A 14347-nucleotide genomic window follows, 5' to 3' on the forward strand; every position below is an offset into this window, starting at 1 on the left:
CCGCGCGGCCGGGCAGCGCGCTTTCGACGTTTTGCATGCGACGCTTTCATTACGGGAAGCGCGTAATAAGTCGTCGGAAGACGGGCAATATTTCCGCACAATACGTCGCGCAACAGGCCGTGACCGGATGTTTCGGGAGCATTGTCGCCGGTCCGGCGGGCTCCGTACGCTCGTCCACTATGAGCGCACCAGCAGCATCCGCAGAGACCAGAACAGGCAGGCCGTCCCGTCCGCCCACCAAGCCGCACGGCCAGTGGAAGATCGACGGAACCGAGCCGCTGAACGGCAACGAGGAATGGAAGCAGCAGGACGGCGGGCTCAACGTCCGCCAGCGGATCGAGCAGATCTACGCCAAGGGCGGCTTCGACTCCATCGAGGCCACCGACCTGCACGGCCGCTTCCGATGGTGGGGGCTGTACACCCAGCGCCGGCCGGGGATCGACGGCGGCAAGACGGCCACGCTGGAACCGCACGAGCTCGAAGACAAGTACTTCATGCTCCGCGTGCGCATCGACGGCGGCGCCCTGAGCACAGACCAGCTCCGGGTGATCGGCGGGATCTCCACGGAGTTCGCCCGGGACACGGCGGACCTGACGGACCGGCAGAACATCCAGCTGCACTGGATCCGGGTGGAGGACGTGCCGGAAATCTGGAACCGGCTGGAGGCGGCCGGACTCTCCACCACCGAAGCCTGCGGCGACGTACCGCGAGTCATCCTCGGTTCACCCGTGGCGGGCATCGCGGCGGACGAAATCATCGACCCGACGCCGGCCATCCGGGAAATCTCCGAGCGCTACATCGGAGATGAGTCCTTCGCCAACCTGCCGCGCAAATACAAGACCGCCATCACCGGCCATCCTAGCCAAGACGTGGTCCACGAGATCAACGACTTCGCACTGGTGGGCGTGGTGCACCCCGAGCTCGGTCCCGGTTACGACCTCTGGGTGGGCGGCGGCCTGTCCACCAATCCGCGGTTGGCCGAACGGCTGGGCGTCTTCGTCCCGCCGGAGCGGACGGCCGAAGTGTGGGTCGGCGTCACCAGCATCTTCCGCGACTACGGGTACCGGCGGCTGCGCAACAAGGCCCGGCTGAAATACCTGCTGGCCGACTGGGGGCCGGAGAAGTTCCGCGCCGTCCTGGAGGAGGAGTACCTCTCCGCCCCGCTGCCGGACGGCCCTGCCGCGCCCAAGCCCACTTCGCCCGGTGACCACGTCGGCGTGCACCGGCAGAAGGACGGCCGGTTCTACCTCGGTGTCACGCCGGTGGTGGGGCGCGTTTCCGGCAGCACGCTGGTCCAGCTGGCCGACCTGCTGGAGGCCAAGGGTTCCTACCGGCTGCGAACCACACCGCACCAGAAACTGGTGCTGCTGGACATAGCCGAGGAACATGTGGCGGAACTGACGGTAGAACTCGACAGGCTCGGCCTCAGCGCCGCACCCTCCCTGTTCCGCCGCGGCACCATCGCGTGCACCGGGATTGAATTCTGCAAGCTCGCCATCGTGGACACCAAGACCACCGCGGCGGCGGCGATCACCGAGCTGGAAACCCGGCTCAAGGACCTTGCGGACAGCGGGGAGCTGCCGCAGCAGCTGAGCCTGAACATCAACGGCTGCCCGAACTCGTGCGCCCGGATCCAGACCGCCGACATCGGGCTCAAGGGCCAGCTGCTGCCGGACGGCAACGGCGGGCAGACCCCGGGCTTCCAGGTCCACCTCGGCGGCGGACTGGCCGCGGTGGACCGTGCGGAACCGGGCCTGGGCCGGACGGTCCGCGGACTGAAGGTCACGGCGGATGGCCTGGTCGACTACGTGGAACGGCTCATCCGGCAGTACACCACCGCAAAGAACGACGGCGAGACCTTCGCGGAATGGGCGCACCGCGCCGAGGAAGGAGCACTGAAATGACCGCACGTCCAACCATGGCAACATCGTCGTCCCGTTCCCGGAGCGAGGAGCAGTTGCGTGCGCTGGCCGACGCCGGGACGGCCGAACTGGGGTGGGACGCCCCGGCACCCGAGGTTGTCGCCTGGGCGGCACGGAACTTCGGCACAGCCGAGGCCGCGGTCGCCTGCTCCATGGCCGATGCGGTACTGCCGCATCTGGTCGCGCAGCAGCTGCCAGGCGTCGATGTCCTGTTCCTGGAAACCGGCTACCACTTTCCGGAAACCCAGGCCACGCGCGACGAGGTAGCGCGTTCGCTGGACGTCAACGTGGTGGACGTGCTGCCGGAGCAGACGGTGGCCGAGCAGGACCGCAGCCTCGGCACGGACCTGTTCTCGCGCGACGCGGCCTTATGCTGCGAACTGCGCAAGATGCGCCCGCTGAAAAAGGCCCTGTCCGGCTACGGCGTCTGGTTCACCGGCGTCCGCCGCGATGAGGCACCCACGCGGACCAACACCGAACTCGTCACCTGGGACAGCGCGCACGCCCTGGTCAAGGTCAACCCCTTGGCAGGCTGGAGTTTCGATGACCTGCTGGAGTACGCCGGCCGGAACGGGGTGCCGGTAAACCTGCTGCTGTCCAACGGCTATCCGTCCATCGGATGCAAGCCCTGCACCCGCCCGGTTGCCCCGGGCGAAGACCCTCGTGCCGGCCGCTGGGCCGGCCTCGCCAAGACGGAATGCGGAATCCACCAATGAACACCACTTACCTGACCGAAGACCGCCCGCCCGCCGCGGCACCCACTACGGCAGCCAGCGCCCCGCGCGCCGCCCTGTCTTCGCTGGACGCGCTGGAATCCGAGGCCATCCACATCATCCGCGAGGTGGTCGCCGAGTTTGAGCGGCCGGCCCTGCTGTTCTCGGGCGGCAAGGATTCCGTGCTGATGCTGCACCTGGCCACCAAGGCCTTCTGGCCCGGCAAGGTGCCGTTCCCGGTGCTGCACGTGGACACCGGCCACAATTTCCCCGAAGTGCTCGAATTCCGCGACCGGACCGTGGAAAGGCTGGGGCTCCGCCTGGTGGTGGGCAGCGTGCAGGAGTTCATCGACCGCGGCGAACTGTCCGAGCGGGCGGACGGCACCCGCAACCCGCTGCAGACGGTGCCCCTGCTGGACGCGATTTCGCGCCACCGGTTCGACGCGGTTTTCGGCGGCGGCCGGCGGGACGAGGACAAGGCGCGGGCGAAGGAACGGATCCTGAGCCTGCGCGACGAGTTCGGCCAGTGGGACCCGCGCAACCAGCGCCCCGAACTGTGGAACCTCTACAACGGCCGGCACACCGTAGGCCAGCATGTCCGCGCGTTCCCCATCTCCAACTGGACCGAGCTGGACGTCTGGCGCTACATCGAGCGCGAAGGCATCGAGCTGCCGGGCCTCTACTACGCCCATGAACGCGAGGTGTTCCGGCGGGACGGCATGTGGCGGGCGGTCGGCGAAGTGTCGCGGCCGCGTGACGGCGAGGAAGTGCTGACCAGGACGGTGCGCTACCGGACGGTGGGGGACATGTCCTGCACCGGCGCCGTGGAATCCGCCGCCGCTACCGCCCACGACGTCGTCATCGAAGTGGCGGCCTCCACCCTGACCGAACGTGGCGCCACCCGGGCCGATGACCGCATCTCCGAGGCCGCCATGGAAGACCGCAAGAAGGACGGCTACTTTTAATGACCACCACCGACTTCCAGACCGCCACGCTGTTCCGGTTCGCCACGGCCGGTTCCGTCGACGACGGCAAGTCCACGCTGGTGGGCCGGCTGCTGCATGACAGCAAATCGATCCTCGCGGACCAGCTCGAAGCGGTCACCCGCACCAGCGCCGAGCGCGGCTTCGGCGGAACCGCGTCCGGCAGCGGGCAGGGCCAGCAGATCGACCTGGCCCTGCTGACCGACGGCCTGCGCGCCGAGCGGGAACAGGGCATCACCATCGATGTCGCCTACCGCTACTTCGCCACCGAAAAGCGCAGCTTCATCCTGGCCGACTGCCCGGGCCACGTGCAGTACACCAAGAACACGGTGACCGGCGCATCCACGGCGGATGCCGTCATCGTACTTATCGATGCCCGCAAGGGCGTGCTGGAACAGACCCGGCGGCATCTGGCCGTGGCCCGGCTGCTGCGGGTGCCGCACATCGTCGCCGCGGTCAACAAGATCGACCTGGTGGAGTTCAGCGAGGGCGTGTTCCGGGATGTGGAGGAACAGTTGCTGGCCGCCGCCGCGGAGCTGGGGCTGCCCGACGTGCGCGTTGTGCCGGTCTCCGCGCTGGAAGGCGATAACGTCGTCGAGCTCTCGGCCCGCACGCCCTGGTACACCGGGCCGGCGCTGCTCGAGGTGCTGGAAACGCTGCCCGCGGTGGACGAACTCGAGAACGAATTCGAAGCGTTCCGGTTCCCTGTGCAGTCGGTCATCCGGCCGCAGGGGGCGCTGGCGCCGGGGCTGGACCCCGAGGCGTTCCGCGACTACCGCGGTTACGCCGGGCAACTGGCCTCCGGTGTGGTCCGCGTCGGCGACAGCGTCACCGTGCTCGGCTCCGCCGCCGGGACCCAAATAACGACGTCGGTGGCCGGCATCGATTTCGCCGGCACCTCCCTGGCGGAGGCCTCCGCGCCGCAGTCCGTGGTGCTGCGGCTCAGCGACGATATCGACATCAGCCGCGGCGACCTGCTGGTGGAAACCGGCACCTTCGCTACGGCAAGCCAGGACCTGCACGCCTCGCTGTGCTGGCTCTCGCCCAAGCCGCTGCGTGAGGGCGCCAAGGTGCTGATCAAGCACGGCAGCAGGACCGTGCAGGGGCTCGTCCGCTCCATCACCGGCCGACTTGATCTGGCCAGCTTTTCGCAGGAGCCGGCGGCGGACCTGGGACTCAACGACATCGGAACCGTGCAGATCGGGCTGGCCTCCGCGCTGCCGGTTGAAGCCTACGAACGGCACCGCCGGACCGGGGCCTTCCTGGTGATCGATCCCGTCGACGGCAATACCCTCGCCGCCGGCATCGCCAGCGGGATTCCGGACGGGGAGGGGGAGCCTCGTGGCGGCTAAACGGACCCGGAAGAAAGGGCTCCTGCTCTCCAGCCGCACGTCCGAAATCCTGCTCGCCGTCGGGCTGGCCGTCGCGATTGTTGCCGGGGCGGTCGCTGCTTCCGGCGCAGCCGACCGCAGCAGTGGACGTGAGGCCGAGGTTCCGGTCAGTAATGCGCAGGAGCTGCGGCTCGGCTACTTCGCCAACGTGACCCATGCACCGGCCCTGATCGGAGTGGACAAGGGGTTTTTCGCCGAGGAACTCGGCGGGACGGAACTGTCCACGCAGGTCTTCAACGCAGGTCCGGCCGCCGTGGAGGCGCTGAATGCCGGCGCCATCGACGCGGCGTTCATCGGCCCCAATCCGGCGATCAACTCCTATGTGCAGAGCGAGGGACGGTCCCTGCGGATCGTCTCGGGGGCGAGTTCCGGGGGTGCCCAGCTGGTGGTGCGCGAAGGTATCGACAACCCCGAGGACCTGGAGGGAGCCACGCTGACCACGCCGCAGCTTGGCGGGACGCAGGATGTTGCCCTGCGGGTCTGGCTGAAGGAACAGGGGATTGCCATTGCCGCGGACGGCCGGGCGGGCGCTGCCATCAACCCGACGGAGAACGCAGGGACCCTGCAGCTGTTCAAGGACGGACAGATCGACGGCGCGTGGGTGCCGGAACCGTGGGCCTCGCGGCTTGTGCTCGAAGCCGGCGCGAAGGTGCTGGTCGATGAGCGGGACCTGTGGCCGGAGGGCCAGTTCACCACCACGCTGCTGATTGTGGGCACCGACTTCCTGAACCGGCATCCCGAGCAGGTCAAGGCGCTGATCACCGGCGAACAGCGGTCCGTGGACTGGCTCAACGAGACGTCGGCAGCAGATCCGGCCGAGGTGGCGGATGCCATCAATGCCGGGCTGGAAGGCGCTCACGGCCTGCCGCTCACCGACGAGGTGATCGGGCGCTCGCTGGCGAACATCACGTTCACCATGGATCCCCACGCCACCGCACTGGCCCAGCTGTTGGAGGACGGCGTCACGGCCGGCACCACCGAGCAGGCCGATATCAGCACCATCCTGGATTTGTCCATCCTCAACGGTCTCCGGACGCAGGAAGACAAGCCTGCCGTTCCTGCTGCCGGCCTGGGCAAGGAGTAAGGACCATGACTTCCCAAAACAGTGTGCTGCAACGCACCGGCGCCCAATTGGAAATCAGCGGCCTGTCCAAACGCTTCGGACCGGACGCCCCGCTGGTGCTGGACAACGTCAATCTGAGCGTGGAGCGAGGCGAGTTCGTTGCGCTGCTCGGCGCCTCGGGCTGTGGCAAGTCCACCCTGCTGAACCTGGTGGCCGGTCTGGAAGAACCAACGGCAGGAGAGCTGAAAGCTCCGGAAGCGGCGTTTATGTTCCAGGACGCCTCGTTGTTTCCCTGGCTTTCGGCGCAGGCCAACGTCGAGCTGGCGCTGGAACTGCGCGGGGTGGGACGGCAGGAGCGGACAGAACAGGCTCGGGAATTGCTGGAGCTGGTCCACTTGGGCGGAGCCGGGAAAAAGCGTCCGCACGAACTGTCCGGTGGCATGCGCCAGCGGGTGGCCTTGGCCAGGTCGCTGGCCCAGTCCCGTGAGCTGCTGCTGATGGACGAACCGTTCGCCGCCCTCGATGCCATCACCAGGGACCTGCTGCATGACGAACTGGAACGGATCTGGCGCCGGACCGGGCGGACCATCATCTTCATCACGCACAATGTCCGTGAAGCGGTCAGGCTGGGGCAGCGGGTATTGCTGATGTCCTCCCGGCCCGGTCGGATCGTTGCCGAATGGAATGTCGGAGACGGGCTGGACGCCCGGGACCGTGCCGAACTGGCGGGCGAAATCACCACCGAGTTGCGACGGGAGATCCGCCGTCATGCGGCTTGAGACAGAATCCAACGACGACGTCGGCCGGCTCGAAGCCGGACTGGATGCGCTGCAGGCCGAGCAACCGGGCCGGCCAACGGTCAGGCCGGCCATCGGCAAGGCCCTGCTGCCCGTGTTCGCGCTCGCCGCCATCGTCTATGCGTGGCAAATGTATATCTGGATCGTGCAGCCGCGCCCGGACATCCTGCCCGGACCGGCCGACGTGGCCGCGGCGCTGGGCTCCTTGTGGGGCGACGGCGCGGCGCAGGAGACCATCCTCACCAGTCTCGAACGCGGTGTGCTCGGATTCCTGATCGCAGCGGTGATCGCTACCCCGGCCGGCCTGCTGCTGTCCCAGCACAAGGGGCTGCGAGCCGCGTTCGGCCCGCTCATCTCCGGGCTGCAGGTCCTGCCGTCCGTGGCCTGGGTTCCGGCTGCCATCATTTGGTTCGGCCTGACCGATGCCACGGTGTACTTCGTGGTGCTCATGGGGGCCGTGCCTTCGATCATCAATGGGCTCATTTCCGGCGTTGACCAGGTGCCGCCGCAGTTCCTGCGGGTAGGCCATGTCCTGGGCGCCAGCCGCTGGCAGCAGGCGACCCGGATCATTCTCCCTGCCGCGCTGCCCGGCTACATCGGCGGCCTCAAACAGGGTTGGGCCTTCTCCTGGCGCTCGCTGATGGCGGCCGAAATCATCACGGTCGGCGGGTCCATGGGCTTCGGCCTGGGCTCGCTGCTGCAGCAGGGCCGGGACCTGTCCGATATGGCCATCGTCGTGTCGGCCATTCTGCTGATCCTGGCCATCGGCATTGTCATTGAATTGCTGGTTTTCGCCCCCGTGGAGCGCAGGCTGCTGCGCGGGCGGGGACTGCTGAAGTCCGGTGTGGCCTGAGTCCAGCGATGCTCGCCTTCCACAATCTCTCTTTCCACTGGCCTGAATCCCGAAAGGAACACTCCCATGACCACATCCCCCCTTGCCTCGCCCCAGTCAGGCGCAGGAAAGTCATCCGAGCCGGAGGCTGCACTGGCTCCTCATTCCGACGGCGCAAGGCCGCTTCGCGTCGCCGTCGTTGGTTCCGGTCCAGCCGGCGTTTATGCCGCCGATATCCTCACGAAAAGCGACGAGGTGGCCTCCGGCGCAGTGCAGGTCAGCATCGACCTCTTCGACCGCTACCCGGCCCCGTACGGACTGATCCGCTACGGCGTCGCCCCGGACCACCCGCGCATCAAGGGGATCGTGACGGCGTTGCACAAGGTGCTGGACCGCGGCGATATCCGGTTCTTCGGCAACGTGGACTACGGCACGGACCTGTCCCTGGCCGATCTGCGCGAACACTATGACGCGGTCATCTTCGCCACCGGCGCCATTAAGGACGCGGACCTGAACATTCCCGGCGTCGAGCTTGAAGGCTCCTTCGGAGCCGCGGACTTCGTCTCCTGGTACGACGGCCACCCGGACGTTCCCCGCGAGTGGCCGCTGGAGGCCAAGGAAATTGCGGTCATCGGCAACGGGAATGTGGCCCTCGATGTTGCGCGTGTGCTCTCCAAGCATGCCGACGACCTGCTGACTACCGAGATCCCGGACAACGTCTACCGGGGCCTGAAGAATTCGCCGGTGACCGATGTCCACGTCTTCGGTCGCCGCGGTCCAGCTCAGGTGAAGTTCACGCCGCTGGAGCTGCGCGAACTCTCGCATTCCCGCGACGTCGACATTGTGCTCTACCCGGAGGACTTTGACTTCGACGAAGGCTCGGACGGGCAGATCCGCTCCAACAACCAGACCAAGACCATGGTCAACACGCTGACCAACTGGCTCGTGGAAGAGCAGGACACCGGAGCTTCGCGCCGGCTGCACCTGCATTTCCTGCACAACCCGGTGGAAATCCTCGCCGGCAGCGGCGAGGCAGCCGGCCGGACCACGGGAATCCGTTTCGAGCGCACCGAACTCGACGGTACCGGCAACGTGCGCGGCACCGGCGAGATCGTTGAGTACCCGGTCCAGGCCGTCTACCGGGCGGTGGGCTACTTCGGATCCGCGCTGCCCGACGTGGAATTCGACCACCAGCGAGGCGTGGTCCCGAACGACGGCGGCAAAGTGCTGGATGCTGATGGAAATCCGGTACCGGGGCTGTATGCCACGGGCTGGATCAAGCGTGGTCCGGTGGGCCTGATCGGGCACACCAAGGGCGACGCGCTGGAAACCATCACCCATCTGCTGGCGGACCGCGCCGGACTACCGGCTGCGGCGCGGCCGGACGAAGCCGCCATCCTGGAACTGCTCGGGGACCGCAGGGTGGAATACACCACGTGGGACGGCTGGCTGGAACTGGATGCCCACGAGCGGGCACTGGGTGCCGAAGCAACGGAAGCCGGCCCGGTGGCGCGCGAACGGGTCAAGGTAGTACCCCGGGACGACATGGTCCGGATCTCCCGTCCATCGGTGGCCACCGCTGCCTTCGGGGGAGTGGCCGCCGCCGGCACGGACCGCGGCTAGGAGGAACCGGATTCGGCCGCGAGCCGGCGCACGGTCAGGGCCAGCCAGAGATGGACCCGGTCCGCCGTGGACGCCGGGTCGTAGCCGGTCAGCTCGATGATCTGGGCCAGCCGGTACCGCACGGAGTTCCGGTGCAGCCCGAGGGTCTCCGCGACCGCGGCTACCGAACCGTTCAGTTCCAGATAGGTTTCCAGCGTGGACATAAGCTGGGCATCGTGGGCGGTGTCGAACTCAGCCAGCGGATCAAGCGCCTCGGCGGCGAGGTCGGCCAGCGGCACGTCTTCGGAGGCCATCAGCAGCGAGGTCAGCGACAGCCGCTGCGGAACGTTCAGCCGGGCGCCGTGGGTGAGGGCTTCCTTCGCCTCGAAGTAGCTCCAGCGCAGGCCGTTGGGCTGGGCATAACTGCCGCCCACACCCACGGTGGCGGTGAGGCCCGCGTCGTACAGGTAGCTGCTGAGTTCCTCGCCGAGCCGCTCGCCGGACTCGGCGTCCCGGACCACCAGAACCAGCCGCTCGTCGACGAGCCCGGTGGCGGCCCCTTCGAAGGCGGCGGGCAGCGGCAAGGTCCGCAGCGCGGGGCGCTGCCCGGTGGCGGTCTGGACCAGCATGACCAGCTGGCGCCGGGCGGTGTCGACGCCGATGGTGTTCAGCCTCAGCGTCGCATCCTGGCCCTGCAGGGTGCCGCGGACAATGTCCTGCAGGATCTGTCCGGCTGCATTGCGCTGGGCTGCCCGGTGCTTGGCCTGGTTGCTCAGTTCCAGGCTGATCATGCTCTGCGCATAGTCGACGATGGCATTGCGTTCGTAAGGTTCCGCCAGCGCAAGGGCGCAGCGGTCTTTCAAACCGGTGGCGATGGGCACCTTGTTCCAACTGCCGGTGGTGCCGGCTCCGGTGCTGTACAGAACGGCGCCATACTGCGAAAGCTCGACGTCGGTACCCACCATTCCGGCCAGGGTGCGCAGCAGCGCCGGCAGCCCGCCGCCGCCCAGCAACGAGGCCGAGAGAGCCTGGTGGTCGGAGAGCAGACGCTCAAGTTTGCGGTAGTGGTCGGCCGAGATTGCATCGGCCACCATTCGGCTGATTGCGACGAAGGGCGTTTCGTACGGTATTTCGAATACCGGCAGGTTCAACTGGTCTGCCTCGTTCAGGAACGCCGGCGGCACTTTGCTGTGCGAGAGGCCCAAAGCGAAGCCGATTGCAACAACACCGGCCTCGTGGACGCGCGCAACGAAGCGCCGTTGCGCGGCAGCGGTCTTCTGGCGCAGCCCGGTTGTCAGCACCACCTCGCCGCCGCTGAGGAAAGGCAGCGGGTCTTCCAGTTCGGTAGTAGCTACCCAGGTGATGGCCGCATCGGGATTGCCGGATGCCTTCCCCACGACGCGCAGGTGCAGGGACTTTTGGGCCAGGAGATTGGCAAGAGAGACAGCCATAGGGCCACTATACGGGTATTCATTGTGCAGCTGCACTACATAGAGACGATGACGCAGCGGGAAAAGCAACCTGGTTCACAGCGAACAGGGATAACGGTTTGTGCGTTGACCAGCGAGGTGCTGTTCCTCGCGCATGGGGCCGGGTCTATGATGGGCGAAATCAGTCATTTTGCAATCGATAAGAGGTCCCAGCATGAGCAATCTGTCGCACCCGAAGGGGGCGCCGCCGGCCAAGCCGCCGCGCGAGATGTGGTCCACCCGTAAAGTGTTCATTCTCGCCGCCATCGGCTCCGCCGTCGGCCTGGGAAATATCTGGCGCTTTCCCTACGTCGCCTATGAAAACGGCGGCGGGGCGTTCATCATTCCGTATCTGGTCGCACTGTTGACGGCCGGCATCCCGCTGTTGTTCCTCGACTATGCGGTGGGGCACCGCCACCGGGGCTCCGCGCCGCTGGCTTACCGGCGTCTGACGCCGAAGGCCGAAGGGCTCGGCTGGTGGCAGGTAGCCATCTGCTTCATCATCTCCATCTACTACGCGGTGATCATCGCGTGGGCCGGCATGTACATGATCTTCTCGTTCACCGAGGCTTGGGGCGCCGATCCTGCAGGGTTCTTCCTCGGGGAATTCCTCCAGGTCAGCGAGAACGTCAACATCGGCTTCGACTTCGTGCCCAATGTGCTCATCCCGCTGGTCATCGTCTGGGCCTTGGTGCTGCTGGTCCTGGCGGCCGGCGTCCAGAAAGGCATCGGCCGGGCCAACATCATCTTCCTGCCGCTGCTGCTGGTGATGTTCCTGGTTCTGGTAGTCCAGTCGCTGTTCCTGCCCGGTGCGGCCGATGGACTGGACGCTCTGTTCACCCCGGACTGGGGTGCGCTGACAAACACCGGTGTGTGGGCGGCTGCCTATGGCCAGATCTTCTTCTCGCTGTCCGTGGCCTTCGGCATCATGGTCACGTACGCGTCCTACCTCAAGCGCAAGACGGACCTGACCGGCTCGGGCTTTGTGGTGGCCTTCGCCAACTCCGGTTTCGAGATCCTGGCCGGTATCGGTGTCTTTGCCGCCGTCGGTTTCATGGCCTTCACCGCGGGCGCCGAGGTTGGCGACGTTGCCGGTGCAGGCGGCATCGGCCTTGCGTTTATTGCCTTCCCGACCATCATTTCCGAGGCCCCGCTGGGCGCGCTGCTCGGTGTCCTCTTCTTCGGGTCGCTGGTTTTTGCCGGCTTCACCTCGTTGATCAGCATCATCGAAGTCATCATTTCGGCTGTTCAGGACAAGCTGGGCATGGGGCGGGTCAAGACGACCTGGATTGTCGGTATCCCGCTGGCGCTGATCTCGATCCTGCTGTTCCCGACCACCACCGGACTGAACCTGCTGGATGTCACGGACGCCTTCGTCAACAACTTCGGCATTATGGCCTGTGCGTTCGTCACGGTCCTGCTGCTGACGTACGCCTTCCGGAAGCTGCCGCTGCTGGGCGGACACGTCAGCGACGTGTCCTCGATCAAGCTCGGGCTTCCCTGGCGGATCCTGGTGGGCATTCTGTCACCGATCGTCCTGGGCTACATTCTGATCAGCGAACTGATCAAGAAAATCCAGGAAGGCTACGGCGAGATGCCAATGTGGTTTGTGGGCGTCTTTGGCTGGGGCATGGTGGTGGCGCTGATCGTGGTTGCCCTGGTCCTGTCCCTCATCCCGTGGAGCAGTAAATCCGCGGCCAACGATCCTGTGCTGGATGCGCCGAATAAGAAAGAGGTAAGCAAATGAGCACTGCGGCCATCGTCATGCTGATCATTTCCATCCTGACTGTTTGGGGAGGCCTTGGCCTCGCGCTGGTCAACCTCCAGCGGCACCCGGAGGACGACACCAGAATGCCCGAGGAGCACGCACCGGAGCTCTGAGCCCGTTCGTTCCTTCTGTCGATGCCCCGTTGCCTGCGCAGCGGGGCATCGACACGTCCGGGGTGCGTGCCTGGCTGGACAAGTGCACGAACGGCAGCGCTGGTCCGTGTGCAGGAAGCTATGGCTGCGGGCCGGGCCGGGGGCATATTGTCGGCAGTGTTGCGGCAATCACAGCCGCTGACCGGTTATGCGCGTTACGGCCTTAAGGCCAGAAAAGGGATGTAAACCGTGGTTCAGACCCTGCAGAACTTCATCAACGGCGAATTCGTCACTCCCGCCGGAACCGAGCTGCTCGACATCATCAACCCGACCAACGGCGAAGTGGTGGCCCAGTCCCCGGTCTCGGTTGAATCCGACGTCGATGATGCAATGACTGCGGCCGCGGCGGCATTCAAGACCTGGAAGCACGCCACACCCAGCCAGCGCCAGCTGCTGCTGCTCAAGCTCGCGGACGCGGTGGAAGCCCACAGCGAGGAACTGGTCGAGGCGCAGCACCGCAATACCGGCCAGGTCAGGGAAATGATCGCCTCTGAAGAGGTAGCCGCCGGTGCAGACCAGCTGCGCTTCTTCGGCGGGGCCGCACGCCTGCTTGAAGGCAAGTCCGCCGGCGAATACATGGAAGGGCACACGTCCTTTGTGTGCCGGGAGCCGATCGGCGTGGTCGCACAGGTGGCACCGTGGAACTATCCGCTGCTGATGGCCGTCTGGAAGATCGGCCCGGCCCTGGCCGCCGGAAACACCGTGGTGCTCAAGCCTTCCGACACTACGCCGGAGTCCACCTTGGTGCTGGCCCGGCTGATCAAGGACATCTTCCCGGCCGGCGTAGTCAACGTCGTCCTCGGCGACGCTGGCACGGGCGCTGCCATGGTGGAACACAAGACACCGGGCCTGGTCTCCATCACAGGTTCCGTCCGCGCCGGAATCGCCGTGGCCAGCGGAGCCGCAAAGGGTCTGAAGCGCGCACACCTGGAACTCGGCGGCAAGGCTCCTGCCATTGTCTTCGCCGACGCCGACATCAAGAAGAGTGCCGCGGCCATTGCCGAATTCGCCTTCTTCAACGCCGGCCAGGACTGCACCGCCATTACCCGCGTGCTGGTGGAAGAATCCGCCCACGATGATCTGGTCAACGCCATGGTCGAACACACCAGGACGCTCCGGACCGGCTCCGACAATGACGCCGAGAACTACTTCGGGCCGCTGAACAACATCAACCACTTCAACGCCGTGAACGCCGTCATGGACGCGCTGCCGGAACACTGCACGGTCGCGGTGGGCGGCAAGCGCGCCGGCGACAAGGGGTTCTTCTACGAAGCCACCATCGTCACCGGCGCGAAGCAGACGGATGACATTGTGCAGCAGGAAACGTTCGGACCTGTCATCACCGTGCAGAAGTTCGGCACCGAGGCCGAAGCCGTGGAGATGGCGAACGACGTCGAATACGCCTTGGCTTCCAGCGTCTGGACCAGCGACCACGGAACGGCCATGCGCGTCTCCCGCGACCTGGACTTCGGCGCCGTCTGGATCAACACCCACATCCTGCTTACGGCCGAAATGCCGCACGGCGGATTCAAGCAGTCCGGCTACGGCAAGGACCTGTCCATGTACGGTGTCGAGGACTATACCCGTATCAAGCACGTCATGAGCGCCCTGGACGCTTAGGCACCGAACAAACCTACCTACCTGAACCAGTTGAA

The 14347-nt window shown here is 66.2% G+C and carries 11 protein-coding genes and 1 pseudogene; 11 read left to right on the forward strand and 1 reads right to left on the reverse strand.

Annotation, left to right across the window (positions count from 1 at the left end; genetic code table 11):
* Positions 1–179: 179 nt before the first annotated feature.
* The 8 genes and pseudogenes from AC3A4M_RS00565 (at position 180) to AC3A4M_RS00600 (ending at position 9324) form a co-directional block, all read left to right on the forward strand.
* Positions 180–1904 carry a nitrite/sulfite reductase gene (locus tag AC3A4M_RS00565; protein WP_498733152.1) on the forward strand — a complete coding sequence of 575 codons (1725 nt, stop codon included), beginning with the start codon at positions 180–182 and terminating at the stop codon, positions 1902–1904.
* Positions 1901–2638: a phosphoadenylyl-sulfate reductase gene (locus AC3A4M_RS00570; RefSeq protein WP_498733154.1), complete on the forward strand. Its 738-nt coding sequence runs from the start codon at positions 1901–1903 to the stop codon at positions 2636–2638. Before AC3A4M_RS00565 ends, AC3A4M_RS00570 begins: the two co-directional genes overlap by 4 nt.
* The gene (cysD, locus tag AC3A4M_RS00575; protein ID WP_498733156.1) at positions 2635–3600 is read left to right on the forward strand and encodes a sulfate adenylyltransferase subunit CysD; all 966 of its coding nucleotides are present in this window, start codon (positions 2635–2637) and stop codon (positions 3598–3600) included. The genes AC3A4M_RS00570 and cysD overlap by 4 nt, the downstream gene beginning before the upstream one ends.
* Complete coding sequence (locus AC3A4M_RS00580) at positions 3600–4970, forward strand: sulfate adenylyltransferase subunit 1 (protein ID WP_498733158.1); 1371 nt, start codon at positions 3600–3602, stop codon at positions 4968–4970. Before cysD ends, AC3A4M_RS00580 begins: the two co-directional genes overlap by 1 nt.
* The gene (locus AC3A4M_RS00585; protein WP_498733160.1) at positions 4960–6093 is read left to right on the forward strand and encodes an ABC transporter substrate-binding protein; all 1134 of its coding nucleotides are present in this window, start codon (positions 4960–4962) and stop codon (positions 6091–6093) included. The genes AC3A4M_RS00580 and AC3A4M_RS00585 overlap by 11 nt, the downstream gene beginning before the upstream one ends.
* 128 nt (positions 6094–6221) lie before the next feature.
* Positions 6222–6851, forward strand: a pseudogene (locus tag AC3A4M_RS00590) (ABC transporter ATP-binding protein); the annotation flags it as partial.
* On the forward strand, positions 6841–7722 hold the full coding sequence (locus AC3A4M_RS00595) for an ABC transporter permease (protein ID WP_498733162.1): 882 nt from the start codon (positions 6841–6843) through the stop codon (positions 7720–7722). The pseudogene AC3A4M_RS00590 and the gene AC3A4M_RS00595, both read left to right, overlap by 11 nt.
* Before the next feature lie 66 nt (positions 7723–7788).
* The gene (locus AC3A4M_RS00600) at positions 7789–9324 is read left to right on the forward strand and encodes an FAD-dependent oxidoreductase (protein WP_498733164.1); all 1536 of its coding nucleotides are present in this window, start codon (positions 7789–7791) and stop codon (positions 9322–9324) included.
* Here the strand turns inward: AC3A4M_RS00600 and AC3A4M_RS00605 are convergent.
* Complete coding sequence (locus AC3A4M_RS00605; RefSeq protein WP_498733166.1) at positions 9321–10754, reverse strand: PucR family transcriptional regulator; 1434 nt, start codon at positions 10752–10754, stop codon at positions 9321–9323. The two genes, AC3A4M_RS00600 and AC3A4M_RS00605, sit on opposite strands and share 4 nt — an antisense overlap.
* Before the next feature lie 193 nt (positions 10755–10947).
* On the opposite strand from AC3A4M_RS00605, the gene AC3A4M_RS00610 reads away from it, so the two are divergent.
* The 3 genes from AC3A4M_RS00610 (at position 10948) to AC3A4M_RS00620 (ending at position 14312) form a co-directional block, all read left to right on the forward strand.
* Positions 10948–12519: a sodium-dependent transporter gene (locus AC3A4M_RS00610; protein WP_498733168.1), complete on the forward strand. Its 1572-nt coding sequence runs from the start codon at positions 10948–10950 to the stop codon at positions 12517–12519.
* Positions 12516–12653 carry a methionine/alanine import family NSS transporter small subunit gene (locus AC3A4M_RS00615; RefSeq protein WP_169993406.1) on the forward strand — a complete coding sequence of 46 codons (138 nt, stop codon included), beginning with the start codon at positions 12516–12518 and terminating at the stop codon, positions 12651–12653. Before AC3A4M_RS00610 ends, AC3A4M_RS00615 begins: the two co-directional genes overlap by 4 nt.
* 228 nt (positions 12654–12881) lie before the next feature.
* Positions 12882–14312: an aminobutyraldehyde dehydrogenase gene (locus AC3A4M_RS00620; protein ID WP_498733171.1), complete on the forward strand. Its 1431-nt coding sequence runs from the start codon at positions 12882–12884 to the stop codon at positions 14310–14312.
* The last annotated feature ends 35 nt before the right edge of the window (positions 14313–14347 follow it).

The organism is Arthrobacter sp. Soil_C_60, from assembly GCF_057656375.1.